12 protein-coding genes are annotated in these 12,783 nt (G+C 65.3%); 9 read left to right on the plus strand and 3 right to left on the minus strand.

Features of this window, described 5'->3' with window-relative positions:
• Window positions 1-5 precede the first annotated feature (5 nt).
• From O0879_RS12865 to O0879_RS12895, 7 genes are read left to right on the plus strand one after another with little or no spacing between them, the layout of a single operon-like run.
• The gene (locus tag O0879_RS12865; RefSeq protein ID WP_099666905.1) at window positions 6-473 is read left to right on the plus strand and encodes a TadE family protein; all 468 of its coding nucleotides are present in this window, start codon (window positions 6-8) and stop codon (window positions 471-473) included.
• Window positions 474-483: 10 nt separating this feature from the next.
• Window positions 484-1,002, plus strand: coding sequence for a TadE family protein (locus O0879_RS12870; protein WP_289916780.1), 519 nt, complete (start codon window positions 484-486; stop codon window positions 1,000-1,002).
• Between the two features lie 22 nt (window positions 1,003-1,024).
• Complete coding sequence (locus tag O0879_RS12875; protein WP_289911138.1) at window positions 1,025-2,176, plus strand: AAA family ATPase; 1,152 nt, start codon at window positions 1,025-1,027, stop codon at window positions 2,174-2,176.
• A gap of 45 nt (window positions 2,177-2,221) precedes the next feature.
• Window positions 2,222-3,589: a CpaF family protein gene (locus O0879_RS12880; RefSeq protein WP_099379045.1), complete on the plus strand. Its 1,368-nt coding sequence runs from the start codon at window positions 2,222-2,224 to the stop codon at window positions 3,587-3,589.
• Window positions 3,590-3,599: 10 nt separating this feature from the next.
• On the plus strand, window positions 3,600-4,574 hold the full coding sequence (locus tag O0879_RS12885; RefSeq protein WP_289916782.1) for a type II secretion system F family protein: 975 nt from the start codon (window positions 3,600-3,602) through the stop codon (window positions 4,572-4,574).
• 19 nt (window positions 4,575-4,593) lie between these two features.
• Window positions 4,594-5,544: a type II secretion system F family protein gene (locus O0879_RS12890; protein WP_099666901.1), complete on the plus strand. Its 951-nt coding sequence runs from the start codon at window positions 4,594-4,596 to the stop codon at window positions 5,542-5,544.
• 13 nt (window positions 5,545-5,557) lie between these two features.
• Window positions 5,558-6,580, plus strand: coding sequence for a LytR C-terminal domain-containing protein (locus tag O0879_RS12895; RefSeq protein ID WP_289916783.1), 1,023 nt, complete (start codon window positions 5,558-5,560; stop codon window positions 6,578-6,580).
• Between the two features lie 8 nt (window positions 6,581-6,588).
• Here O0879_RS12895 and O0879_RS12900 read toward each other — a convergent pair whose 3' ends face one another.
• The 3 genes from O0879_RS12900 to edd all read right to left on the minus strand — a co-directional run bounded on the left by O0879_RS12900 (window position 6,589) and on the right by edd (window position 9,836).
• Window positions 6,589-7,101, minus strand: coding sequence for a Rhs element Vgr protein (locus tag O0879_RS12900; protein WP_289916785.1), 513 nt, complete (start codon window positions 7,099-7,101; stop codon window positions 6,589-6,591).
• A gap of 188 nt (window positions 7,102-7,289) precedes the next feature.
• Window positions 7,290-7,919: a bifunctional 4-hydroxy-2-oxoglutarate aldolase/2-dehydro-3-deoxy-phosphogluconate aldolase gene (gene eda, locus O0879_RS12905; protein ID WP_289903953.1), complete on the minus strand. Its 630-nt coding sequence runs from the start codon at window positions 7,917-7,919 to the stop codon at window positions 7,290-7,292.
• Window positions 7,920-7,922: 3 nt separating this feature from the next.
• Complete coding sequence (gene edd, locus O0879_RS12910; RefSeq protein WP_289916787.1) at window positions 7,923-9,836, minus strand: phosphogluconate dehydratase; 1,914 nt, start codon at window positions 9,834-9,836, stop codon at window positions 7,923-7,925.
• Window positions 9,837-10,172: 336 nt separating this feature from the next.
• Here edd and pgi point away from each other — a divergent pair, with 336 nt between their 5' ends.
• A complete protein-coding gene (gene pgi, locus O0879_RS12915; protein WP_289916789.1) occupies window positions 10,173-11,837 on the plus strand; it encodes a glucose-6-phosphate isomerase in 1,665 nt (554 codons plus the stop codon).
• Window positions 11,838-11,851: 14 nt separating this feature from the next.
• Complete coding sequence (locus O0879_RS12920; RefSeq protein ID WP_289916790.1) at window positions 11,852-12,748, plus strand: SMP-30/gluconolactonase/LRE family protein; 897 nt, start codon at window positions 11,852-11,854, stop codon at window positions 12,746-12,748.
• Window positions 12,749-12,783 lie beyond the last annotated feature (35 nt).

The raw sequence follows: 12,783 nt of genomic DNA on the forward strand, positions 1-12,783 counted from the left end.
CGGCCATGCGCATCCCCCTTTCCCCCCTCAGGCAGCGCGGCGGCGCCGCCGTCGAATTCGGCATCGTGCTGGCCCTGCTGGTCACCCTGCTGGCCGGTATCTTCGGCTTCGGCCGCGCCTTCTGGTACTACGACGCGCTGACCAAGGCCACGCGCGACGCGGCGCGCAACATGTCCGTCAAGGCCAAGGCGAGCATCTCCTCGCAGGGCGTGCCGGCGGCCAGGCAGACGGTGGTCGATGCGGCCGTCAGCGCCGGCATCAGCGGCTTCACCACGGCCAACGTGACGGTTACCTGCCTGGACGCGAGCTTCAACGACAGCAGCTGCACCGATGGCACGGCGCCGGGCGGCATCCGCGTCGAAGTCGTCAACTACACGCTGTCGGTGGGCCAGTACCTGCCCTTCGTCATCGGCGCGGCCAGCAGCTATGCCACGCCGCTGTCGCCGCGCACCACCATGCGCTACATGCTGTAAGGAGAACGCCATGCGCCACCGCTTTCCGCTTGCACCCCGGGCCGGCCGCCAGCACGGCGCCGCCGCCGTCGAATTCGCCCTGGTGGCGCTGCTGTTTTTCACCCTGCTGTTCGGCATCCTCGAATTTGGCCGCATGCTGTACCTGTACAACACGGTGCAGGAAGTGAGCCGCCGCGCCGCGCGCGAAGCGGTGGTGCGCTGGATCGACCAGACCGACGCCGTCAAGACGCTGGCCCTGTTCGGCGGCACGGCCCTGCCGGCCGCCCCGGAACTGACAGCCGCCAACATCACCATCAGCTACCTGAACAAGAGCGGCGCCGAAGTGACCTCGCCGCCCACCGATCCCGGCGACAACCTGTCGGCCTGCGGCGACAACACGCGCACGGCCAGCTGCATCGACAGCGTGCGCGTATCGATCGACAACGTCAGCTATACGCCGATGGTCAGCCTGTTCGGTTTTCTCAATATCGCCGTGCCCGCCTCGGTGGTGGTCATGCACGCCGAAAGCCTGGGCTTCCAGATCAACTGAACGCCTTTACCAGGAGTACCACGTGAATATCGTCATCGTCTCAAAAAATGAAGCCCAGCTCAAGCGGCTCACCCGCCTGCTGCGCGAACGCAGCGCGGCCGACCGCGTCGCGCTGCTGGCGAGCATACCGGATGTCTTCGACAACGGCGTCACGCCGGACTTGCTGCTGCTGGAGCAGGAGCAGACGGGCGAGGCGGAGCTGGAACAGCTGGAACTGCTGGGCGGGCGCCATCCGAACCTGGCCATCATCGTGCAATGTACGCAGCAAAATCCGCAATTCCTGCTGCGCTCGATGCGCGCCGGCGTGCGCGAAGTGCTGCAACCGGACGACGACGCAGCCCTGTGCGCCGCCTTGCGCCGCATCGAGGAAAAACTGCAAAAACAGGTCACGCGCAAGGGCCAGGTACTGGCCTTCGTCTCGTGCAAGGGCGGCAGCGGCGCCACCTTTATCGCCGCCAACCTCGGCTACGCGCTGGCCGCCGGCGAACAGCGCAAGGTGGCGCTGTTCGACCTGAACCTGCAGTTCGGCGACGCCGCCCTGTTCGTCTCGGACCACAAGCCGGCCACCACCCTGTCGCAGCTGTCGCAGCAGATCGTGCGCCTCGACGCTTCGCTGCTCAGCGCCAGCATGATCCAGATCACGCCCGCCTACAGCGTGCTGGCAGCCGCCGACGATCCCGCCCATGCGGCCGATGTCGAAGCCGACCATATCGACCGTCTGCTGACCCTGGCGCGCAGCCAGTACGACTACATCCTGCTCGACGTGGGACGCGGCCTCGACCCCGTCAGCGTGCGCGCGCTGGACCGGGCCGACCTGATCTTCCCCGTGCTGCAGGCAACGCTGCCCTATGTGCGCGACGGCAAGCGCCTGCTCGACGTGTTCCGCGGCCTGGGCTACCGCGAAGACAAGATCCGCCTGATCCTGAACCGCTATGCCAGCAGCGACAACATCCGCGTGGCCGACCTGGAAGCGGCGTATGGCAAGCATGTCTACAAATCCATCCCCAACCACTACGAGGCGGTAGCGGCCTCCGTCAGCCAGGGCGTGCCCATCCTCAAGCTGGCATCGCACAATCCCGTCTCGCGCGCCCTGCAGGAACTGGCCGCCAGCCTGGCCGGCGAGACCCCGCCCGCCGCGCAAGGCTGGGTTTCGCGGCTGCTGGCGCGCGCTTGATTCCCTACAGCGCGCCTGATACCCCCTATTTACCGGAGACCGACCATGACTGCCGAAAAACTCACCCTGCGGGACCGACTGGGCTATGCCCAGGATGACGCCAGCCTGAATGACGATGCCGCGCACCAAGGCGCATCGAGCCAGAGCTACCAGCAACTCAAGCACCGCACCCACCAGGCGCTGCTTGACCGCGTCGACCTGGAGGGCATGCAGCGCCTGTCGCGCGAACAGATCCGCGAAGAACTGAAAATCCTCGTCAGCGACGTGCTCACGGAAGACAATGTGGTGATCAACGAGCTGGAACGGCGCTCGCTGATCCGCGACATCCAGGACGAGGTGCTCGGCTTCGGCCCGCTCGAACCGCTGCTGGCCGATCCCGGCGTGTCCGATATCCTCGTCAACACCTACCGCCAGGTGTATGTCGAACGCCATGGCCGCCTGGAGCTGAGCGACGTCTGCTTCACCGACGACGCCCACCTGATGAAAATCATCGACAAGATCGTCTCGCGCGTGGGCCGCCGCATCGATGAATCGAGCCCCATGGTCGATGCGCGCCTGCCCGACGGTTCGCGCGTCAACGCCATCATCCCGCCGCTGGCCATCGACGGCCCCGTGATGTCGATCCGCCGCTTCTCGGCCCAGCCCCTGCGCTTGGCCGACCTGATGCTCAAGCACAGCCTGACGGAGGAAATGAGCACCACCCTGCAGGCGCTGGGCAAGGCCAAGGTCAACATCCTGATCTCGGGCGGCACGGGCAGCGGCAAGACCACCATGCTCAATGCGATTTCCGGCTTCATCAGCACGGCCGAACGCATCGTCACCATCGAGGACGCGGCCGAACTGCAGATGCAGCAACCGCACGTGGTGCGCCTGGAAACGCGGCCCGCGAACATCGAGGGCAAGGGCGAAGTGACGCAGCGGGCGCTGGTGCGCAACGCGCTGCGCATGCGTCCCGACCGCATCATCCTGGGCGAGGTGCGCGGCGCCGAGGCGCTCGACATGCTGGGCGCCATGAACACGGGCCACGAAGGCTCGATGGCCACCATCCACGCGAACACCCCGCGCGACGCGCTGACGCGGCTGGAAAACATGATCAGCATGGCCTCGGCGGGCCTGCCCGTGAAAGCCATGCGCCAGCAGATCAGTTCCGCCATCAGCGTGGTGGTGCAGGTGGCGCGCCTGACGGACGGCAAGCGCAAGATCATTTCGATCCAGGAGATCACGGGCATGGAAGGCGAGATGATCACCATGCAGGAAATCTTCACCTTCCGCCAGACGGGCATCGGCGAGGACGGCACGGTGCAGGGGCATTTCCATGCCAGCGGCGTGCGGCCGCATTTCCTGGAACGCCTGCGCGCCTTCGGCATCAGCCTGCCGGAAACCCTGTTCGATCCCGCCCGCCAGTACCATTAAGGGGAGCATCATGGACTATCTCTATTACGTATTCGCCATCCTCACCTTCATCGCCGTGGTGCTGCTGATCGAGGGCCTGTACCTGGCGTGGAACACGTCGCGCGGACCGGAAGCGGAACGGGTCGCGCGCCGCCTGCGCATCATGTCGGCCGGCGCGCATGGCGACGCGGGCAGTTCGATGATCAAGAAGCGCCTGCTGAGCGACACCCCGGCCCTGCAGCGCGTGCTGCTCAGCGTGCCCCGCGTGCATGCGCTCGACCGCCTGCTGGAACAGTCGGGCCTGAGCTGGAGCGTGGCCAGCTTCGCCGGCGTGATGCTGGCCTCGGCCAGCGCGGCGTTTTTGCTGCTCAGCTACTTCGCCGTGCCGTGGCTGCTGCGCCTGCCCCTGGTGGCCGGCGCGGCCCTGCTGCCGCTGCTGGTGGTCTTGCGCGCCAAGGCCAAGCGCCTGCAGCGCATCGAGCAGCAATTGCCCGATGCGCTGGACCTGATGGCGCGCGCCCTGCGCGCCGGCCACGCCTTTCCCACCGCCCTGAAAATGGTCGGCGATGAAATGAACGCGCCGCTGGCCGTGGAATTTCGCGCCACCTTCGACGAAGTCAATTTCGGCATCGCCATGCAGGATGCCCTGATGAACCTGGCCACGCGCGTGCCCAGCACGGACTTGCGCTACTTCGTCATCGCCGTGCTGATCCAACGCGAAACGGGCGGCAACCTGGCCGAACTGCTCGACAGCATCAGCCGCATCATCCGCGAGCGCATCAAGCTGCTGGGACAGGTGCGCGTGCTGTCGGCCGAAGGCCGGCTGTCGGCCTGGATCCTGTCGCTGCTGCCGTTCGGCGCGGCGGCCATGATCCACCTGACCAATCCGCAGTTCCTGGAAATGCTGTTCGTCGACCCGGGCGGACGCAAGATGCTCGTCGGCGCCCTGCTGCTGATGGTGTGCGGCGTCCTGGTCATGCGCAGTATCATCCGCATCCGTGTCTGAGCCCGCAAGGAGAATCCTCATGAACCCCGTCCATTTCGCCTTCCTCGCCCTGCTTTTCATTGCCGTCTTCGGCACCGTGCTGGTGGCCATGCGCAGCTTTGCACCCGATCCCTTGCGCCAGCGCATGGACAACGCCACCGGCAAGAGCGCGGCGGCGCCTGGCGCCTCATCGGCGCCCAGCCCCTGGCTGGCGCGCATGGTGCGCCTGAGCGGCCCCCTGGCCAAACTGTCGCTTCCCGACCAGGGCTGGGAAGGCTCCGTGATGCGCCGGCGCTTCATGAATGCCGGCTTGCGCCAGGCGTCGGCGCCCATCCTGTTCTTTTCCGCCAAGACCATGCTGGCCATCGGCCTGCCCCTGCTGCTGTTCCTGGGACTGAGCGCCTCTGGCAGCCAGATGGCGGGCAAGGCATTGCTGTTCTGGCTGCTGATCGTCGCCGCCATCGGCTACTACCTGCCTAATATTGTCCTGGCGCAAATGATCAAGCGGCGCCAGCGCGATATCTTTGAAAGCTTTCCCGATGCGCTGGACTTGATGACGGTGTGCGTGGAAGCGGGCCTGGCCATGGATGCGGCGCTGGCCAGGGTAGCGTCCGAAATCGCGCTGAAAAGCACCGTGCTGGCCGAGGAACTCCACCTGGTGATGCTGGAACTACGCGCCGGCAACACCAAGGAGCGGGCGCTGCGCAACCTGGCCCTGCGCACGGGCGTCGAGGATGTCGACGCGCTGGTGGCCATGCTGATCCAGGCAGAGCGCTTCGGCACCAGCATCGCCGCCTCGCTGCGCGTGCAGTCGGACCAGCTGCGCACCAAGCGCCGCCAGATGGCCGAGGAAGAAGCGGCGAAGATCGCCCTCAAGCTGCTGTTCCCGCTGATCTTTTTCATCTTCCCGTCGCTGCTGGTCGTCCTGATGGGACCAGCCTTCCTGCAAATTTACCGCGTGCTCCTGCCCAGCATGGGCAGCGGCAACTGACCGGAGAACCGCCATGTCACAGCACACCACCCTGATGCTCATGCTCGCCTGCGCCGGCCTGCTGCCCGCCTGCGGCCACCTGCCCGGCCCGGCCAGCCAGGGCAGTCACGCTGCGCCGCCCCAGGCGCGCATCGATGACAGCGCCGCCACCCGCACCACCGCGTTCTGCAAGCTGGGCAAGCGCCTGCAGGAACTGGGCGATCAGCGCGCGGCGCTGGCGGCGTACCACGAAGCCCTGCTGCTTGATCCCGACTCGGCCGATGCGCGCAATGGCGCCGCCGTGCTGCACGCGCAGCTGGGCCAGCTGGAAACGGCCCGTACCATGCTGCAGGCGCTAGCGCAGGAGGCGCCGACGGCAAGGACCTACAACAACCTCGGCTACGTGCTGTACCTGCAGGGCGATTACGCGCAGGCGGCAAGCGTGCTGCGCCAGTCGCTGCAGCTCGACAACGGCCAGCAGCCGGCGCGCGCCAACCTGGAGCTGGCCATCGCGGCGCTGGCGCGCAGCATCGGCACGGTCGATGTGGCCGATGCGGGCGATTCCGCCACGCAGTCCCTCGCGCCCGACTTGGCGCCAGCGGCGCCTGCCAGCCGCCTGCAACTGACGCAATTGCAGCCGAATATCTTCGCGCTGAGCTGGCGCGATGCTCCCGTGGCGGCGCGCGCCGCCTTGCCCGCTCCGGCAAAAACGGTGGCGCCGGCGGCGCCGCTGCCACGGCTGGAAGTCATCAACGGCAATGGCGAAACGGGGATGGCGGCGCGCATGCGCGGCATGCTGGGCGGCATGGGCATCAGCGTGCTGCGGCTAGGCAACCAGCGGCCATACGGCGTCCAGGCCAGCAGCATCGTCTACCGGCCCGGCCATGCCCAGGCGGCCGCCACCCTCGCCCTCGCCTTGGGCGGCATGCCGCAGCTGCAAGCGTCTGATGACAGCGGCATCGGCACGGGCGCCGACCTGCGTTTATTGCTGGGCAAGGATGCGGCGGCCAGCCTGCGCGCACCGGATGCGCGCCTGGCATCGAACACGGTACCGTGACGGCGGCATCAGCGCGGCAGCAGGCGGCGGTCGGCGGGATCGAGCAGGAAGCCCTGCAGGATCTCCTGCAGTTGCGGCAGCTTCGCCACGTAGGCGGAGATGCCCAGCTGGCGCGCGCCGAAGTAGTGGGCGATGAGGTCGCCCTGCTGTTCCATGTTGAAGTCGGACAGGACGCCGCCCGCCTGCGCGTCGTAGCGGTAGGCGCGCTGCCGGATGTAGCCGCCGCACAGCGCCAGCAACACGCCATGCAGCAGCACGCTGTAGCCGAGCTGGTATTGCCACACATGCACCATCTCGTGGATGAAGAACAGCTTGCCGCCATTGCCTTCGCGGGAAAAATCGTCGCGGTACTGGGCCGGCATGAAGTGCAGGCTGCCGCGCGGCGTCATCGCCGTGTTCTGGTCCTGCAAGCCGAACGGTAAAAAGGAGCCGCGCACGACGCGCACGCGTGCGTAGTCGATGGCGCCCTGGAAGACGCTGCGGGCCATGGCGGTTTCACCGATGGTGAGGGGACGGCGCAAGACGCGCATAACAAGAGGAGAAGAAAGCGCGACAGGCATGCAAGCCTGCCGCATTATCAAAGCGTCAAGTTCGTGACAGAAGCGTAGCGAGCGGCAGCGATTTGTGGCCAAGAAGCGCAACCGTGCTGGAGCACGGTGAGCATCGCAGGCCGCAAAGGGCGACGCGCAGTAGCTTATGTCAGGTACGACTAAACCGAGCGCAGGCCGCTGGCTGCCTTGGCGATTTCCGTGATGCGGTCCCAGTTACCGGCCGCGATCGCGTCTTTCGGCGTCAGCCACGAACCACCCACGCAGGCAACGTTCTTGCACGCCAGGAACTGCGATGCCGTCTCTTGCGAGATGCCGCCCGTCGGGCAGAACGTGATGTCCGGCAGCGGGCCGTAGATGGCGTTGAGCATGCCGATGCCGCCCGCCGGCACGGCCGGGAACAGTTTCAGCTGCTGGAAGCCGTTTTCGCGCGCCGCCATCACTTCGCCGGGCGTCATCACGCCTGGCAGCAAGGGCAAGCCGCTGCTTTTCGCCGCCGCCACCAGCGCGGACGTCAGGCCTGGCGAGACGCCGAAGACGGCACCCGCGTCGCGCGCCTGCGCGAATTCCTCGGGACGGGTCAGGGTACCGACGCCGACGATGGCGCCCGGCACGGCCGACATGGCGCGGATCGCTTCCAGGCCGTGCTTGGTGCGCAGGGTCACTTCCAGCACGCGGATGCCGCCCGCCACCAGCGCGCGCGCCAGCGGTACGGCGTGTTCAGGATCGTCGATCGCAATCACGGGGATCACGCTCGAGGTGCGCATAATTTCCAGTAGTGTCATGGTCATCTCTTATTTCCTAGCCAAAAAGTCTTCATCGGAACCCGGTACGGTATCACCGACATTGTCGGCGTCGTGCAAGGCGACGGTGGTGGGAATCGGCGACGGCAGGCCGAAGGTGGTGGCACCCTCTTCCGCCGCGCTGACGGTGGAACGGAACATGGAAAACAGCTCGCGGCCCATGCCGATGTGGTTCGGCGACAGGTCGGCAGTGACCAGCGAACGGGCATGCCAGACGTCGGCCGGCACCAGCGCTTCCAATACGCCGGTAAACGCGTCGAGGCGGATGATGTCGCCGTCGCGCACGAGGCCCAGCGGGCCGCCGGCGAGGATTTCAGGCGAGACGTGGATGGCGGCCGGCACCTTGCCCGACGCGCCCGACATGCGGCCATCGGTGACCAGCGCCACGTGGCGGCCCGCATCCTGCAGGTTGGCCAGCGCCGGCGTCAGCGCATGCAGTTCCGGCATGCCGTTGGCGCGCGGGCCCTGGAAGCGCAGCACGGCGACGAAGTCGCGGTCCAGCGATCCCGCCTTGTAGGCGGCCATGAAATCTTCCTGCGAATTGAACACCAGCGCAGGCGCTTCCACCGTGCGGTGCTGCGGCTTGACTGCCGACACTTTCATCACGGCGCGGCCCAGGTTACCCGCGACCAATACCATGCCGCCGTCCGGCGCGAACGGGTTCGAAGCCGGGCGCAGCACGCTTTCGTCGGCGCTGGCAGCCGGCGCGTCTTTCCAGAAGACCTTGCCGTCTTCGCCCAGGAACGGCTCCATGCAGTGCGCGCGCAAGCCATGGCCCAGGATGGTGTTGACGTCTTCGTGCAGCAAGCCCGCGTCCAGCAGTTCGCGGATCAGGTAACCCGTGCCGCCGGCCGCGTGGAAATGGTTCACGTCGGCGTCGCCGTTCGGGTAGATGCGCGTGAGCATCGGCACGATGGCCGACAGCTCGTTGAAATCGTTCCAGTCGATGACGATGCCGGCCGCCTTGGCGATGGCCACCAGGTGCAAGGTATGGTTGGTCGAACCGCCCGTGGCCAGCAAGCCCACGACGGCGTTGACGATACATTTCTCGTCGACAATATGGCCGACCGGCAAGTAATTGGCGCTTTGCGCCGTGATGACGGCGGCACGCTGGGCGGCAGCGGCGGTCAGCGCATCGCGCAGCGGCGTGTTCGGCGTGATGAAGGCGGCGCCCGGCAAGTGCAGGCCCATCACTTCCATCAGCATCTGGTTGCTGTTCGCCGTACCGTAAAAGGTACAGGTGCCGGCGCCGTGGTAGGCTTTCGACTCGCCTTCGAGCAAGTCTTCGCGCGTGGCCTTGCCTTGCGCATACAGCTGGCGCACCTTGGCTTTTTCCTGGTTCGACAGGCCCGACGTCATCGGACCGGCCGGCACGAACACGGCCGGCAAGTGGCCGAAGTGCAGCGCGCCGATCAACAGGCCCGGCACGATCTTGTCGCACACGCCCAGGTACAGGGCCGAGTCGAACATATTGTGCGACAGCGCCACGGCCGTCGACATGGCGATGGTGTCGCGCGAGAACAGCGACAGTTCCATGCCCGGCTGGCCTTGCGTCACGCCATCACACATGGCAGGCACGCCGCCGGCAAACTGGGCTACGGCGCCCACTTCGCGCACGGCTTGCTTGATAATCTGCGGGAAGCCTTCAAACGGCTGGTGCGCCGACAGCATGTCGTTGTACGAGGAAACGATCGCCACGGACGGCTTCTTGTATTCCTTCAGCGACAGCTTGTCGTTGGCGGGAAAGGCGGCAAAGCCGTGCGCCAGGTTGGTGCACGACAGAGCGCCGCGCTGCACGCCCTGGATGCGGGCGGCATCCAGATGCGCCAGATAGGCGCCGCGCGATGGCCGGCTGCGCGCGATGATGCGCGCTGTTACGGATTCGACTACTGGATGCAGCGCCATATGGATTTCCTTAAAAATGAGTATTTCGTGAAATTTTACTACAAAATGACGAAGAAGAAGCACTCTTGCGTGGGCCAACAACACAAATAAGCCACGGATTGCGGCGTATCAAAGCAAACCCAGTCAATATCGCGTATCAGCACCGGCCCCCCCTTCTCTTGTATACCACTGGCGCAATCGCTAAAAAAAGCACAACAAAATCAGCGTCACATCACAAACTGTAGTGAAATTACGTTTTTCTGATGTATTATTCTCACATCAACGCCGGATCCGCAGTTCGCCACCCCGAACGCGCCGCGCTCCTTTCAACCGAGACAAGCACCCAAGCCGACCGCCATGCGCCAGCCAGCACCTACTCCTGCCATCACCGCCACCGCCAGTTTCCAGTCCCTGCAAGCGCACAGCGCCAGCCTGCGCGACGTGCATCTGCGCCAGCTGTTCGCGGCCGACCCCGCGCGCTTTGCCAGCATGACGGTGGATGCGGCCGGCCTGCTGCTCGATTACTCGAAGAACCGGGTCGACGCCACCGCCATGGGCCTGCTGATGGAACTGGCCCGCGAACGCGGCGTGGAAGCGCAGCGCGAAGCCATGTTCACTGGCGAGAAAATCAATCTTACCGAACATCGGGCCGTTCTGCATACCGCCTTGCGCGCGCCACGCGGCACGAAGCTGGTGGTCGATGGCCAGGATATCGATGCCGACGTGCAAGATGTGCTGCAACGCGTCAAGGCGTTTACGGACAAGGTGCGCAATGGCAGCTGGCTCGGCTACACGGGCAAGCCGATTTGCGACATCGTCAACATCGGCATCGGCGGCTCGGACCTGGGCCCGAAAATGGCGTGCCTGGCGCTGCGCTCCTACGCCAACCCGGGCCTGGAAATGCACTTTGTTTCCAACGTCGACGGGCACGACATGGAAGCAACCCTGTCGAAAGTCGACCCGGAAACGACGCTGTTCATCGTCGCGTCGAAAACCTTCGTTACGGCTGAAACCATGCTCAACGCCAACACGGCGCGCGCCTGGTTCCTGCTCGAAGGCGAAGAAAGCGACTTGGCCAAGCATTTTGTGGCCGTCTCGACCAACACGCAAGCCATCGTCGACTTCGGCATTTCGCCGGACAACATGTTCCCGTTCTGGGACTGGGTCGGCGGCCGCTATTCCGTCTGGTCGTCGATCGGCCTGGCCGTGGCACTGTCCGTCGGCTTTGAATACTTCAGCGATTTCCTCGCCGGCGCGCATGCGATGGATCAACACTTCCGCCAGGCCCCGCTGGAGCAGAACATGCCCGTGGTGCTGGCCATGGTGGGTTTCTGGAACCGCCAGTTCCTCGATTGCGGCTCCGTTTCCATCGCGCCTTACCACCAGGACTTGAGCCGCTTTGCTGCCTATCTGCAACAGTTGGACATGGAAAGCAACGGCAAGCGCGTCACCAAGGATGGCGTGCCCGTCGACGTACCGACCGGCCCCGTCATCTGGGGCGATTGCGGCACGAATGCGCAGCACGCGTATTTCCAGCTGCTGCACCAGGGCACCGACATCACGCCCATCGACTTCATCGCCGCCCTGCGCGCCACGCACGATTTGCCGGGCCATCACGACGCCCTGCTGGCAAACTGCTTCGCCCAGTCGGAAGCCTTCATGAAGGGCAAGACGGGTGAGGAAGTGCGCCAGGACTTGCAGGCGCAAGGCTTGCCGGACAGCGAGATCGAAGCGCTGGTGCCGCACAAGACGTTCCCCGGCAACCGCCCCAGCAACACCATTTTGATGGACCAGCTGACCCCGACCACCCTGGGCGCCCTGATCGCGCTGTACGAACACAAGACCTTCGTGCAGGGCGTCTTGTGGAATGTCAACAGTTTTGATCAGTGGGGCGTGGAACTGGGCAAGGTGCTGGCCAAGAAAATCCAGGCCGAACTGACGGGCGAAGCCCGTCCCGACCATCACGACAGCTCGACCAATGGCTTGATTGCCCTGGCGAAAGCCGCCAAGGCGGCGTATTAACTTAATTGAGGTTTATGAATATTTACGAGATCAAAGTAGTCAGCGACAAAGCCATGCAAGTGGGCGAATGCCCGCTATGGCATGGCAAGGAAGCGGCCCTGTACTGGGTCGACATCGATGGCCGCGCCGTGCACCGCTTGCACCCCGCCAGCGGCAAGCATGAACAGTGGAGCATGCCGACGGAACCGTCGGCGCTGGCCATCAACGCGGGCGGCGGCCTGGTCGTGGCCTTGCGCAGCGGCTTTGCCCACCTCGACACGAAGACGGGCAGCCTGGCGGAAATCGCCCCGGCGCCGTTCGACATGGCCACCACGCGCTTCAACGATGGCAAGGTCGACCCTGCCGGACGCTTCTGGGTCGGCACGATTTTCGAGCCGCGCAACGCCGATGCGGCAGAAATGTTCGTGCTGGAAAAGGGCCATGTGCGCAAGGTCTGGTCGGGCGGCATGACCGTATCGAATGGCCTGGGATTTTCCCCGGACAAGCGCACCATGTACCACTCTGATACCACCACGCACCGCATCGACCGCTTCGATTTCGACGCGGCGAGTGGAGCCATTTCCGCGCCGCAACCATTCCAGCGTTTTTCCACGGACAAGAAAGCCTTTGATTACGGCGGGCGTCCCGACGGCGCGGCCGTCGACAGCGAAGGCAATTACTGGTCGGCCATGTTTGAAGGCGGCAAGATCTTGCGCTTCGCCCCCGATGGCCATCTGCTGGGCGAAATCGCCGTGCCCGTGCGCTGCCCCACCATGGTGACGTTTGGCGGCCCGGACCTGCGCACCCTGTACATCACCAGCGCCAGCCATAACCGCTCGGCCGAGGAAATTGCCAGCCACCCTTTGAGCGGCCACGTGCTGTCCGTGCGCGTGGACGTGGCAGGCCAGCCGGAACACCTGTATCAGGCGTAATCGTTTGCCCGCATAAAAAAAGCGCCGGACCCTCG

The organism is Janthinobacterium sp. SUN120 (assembly GCF_030397735.1).
Lineage (GTDB): Bacteria > Pseudomonadota > Gammaproteobacteria > Burkholderiales > Burkholderiaceae_D > Janthinobacterium > Janthinobacterium kumbetense.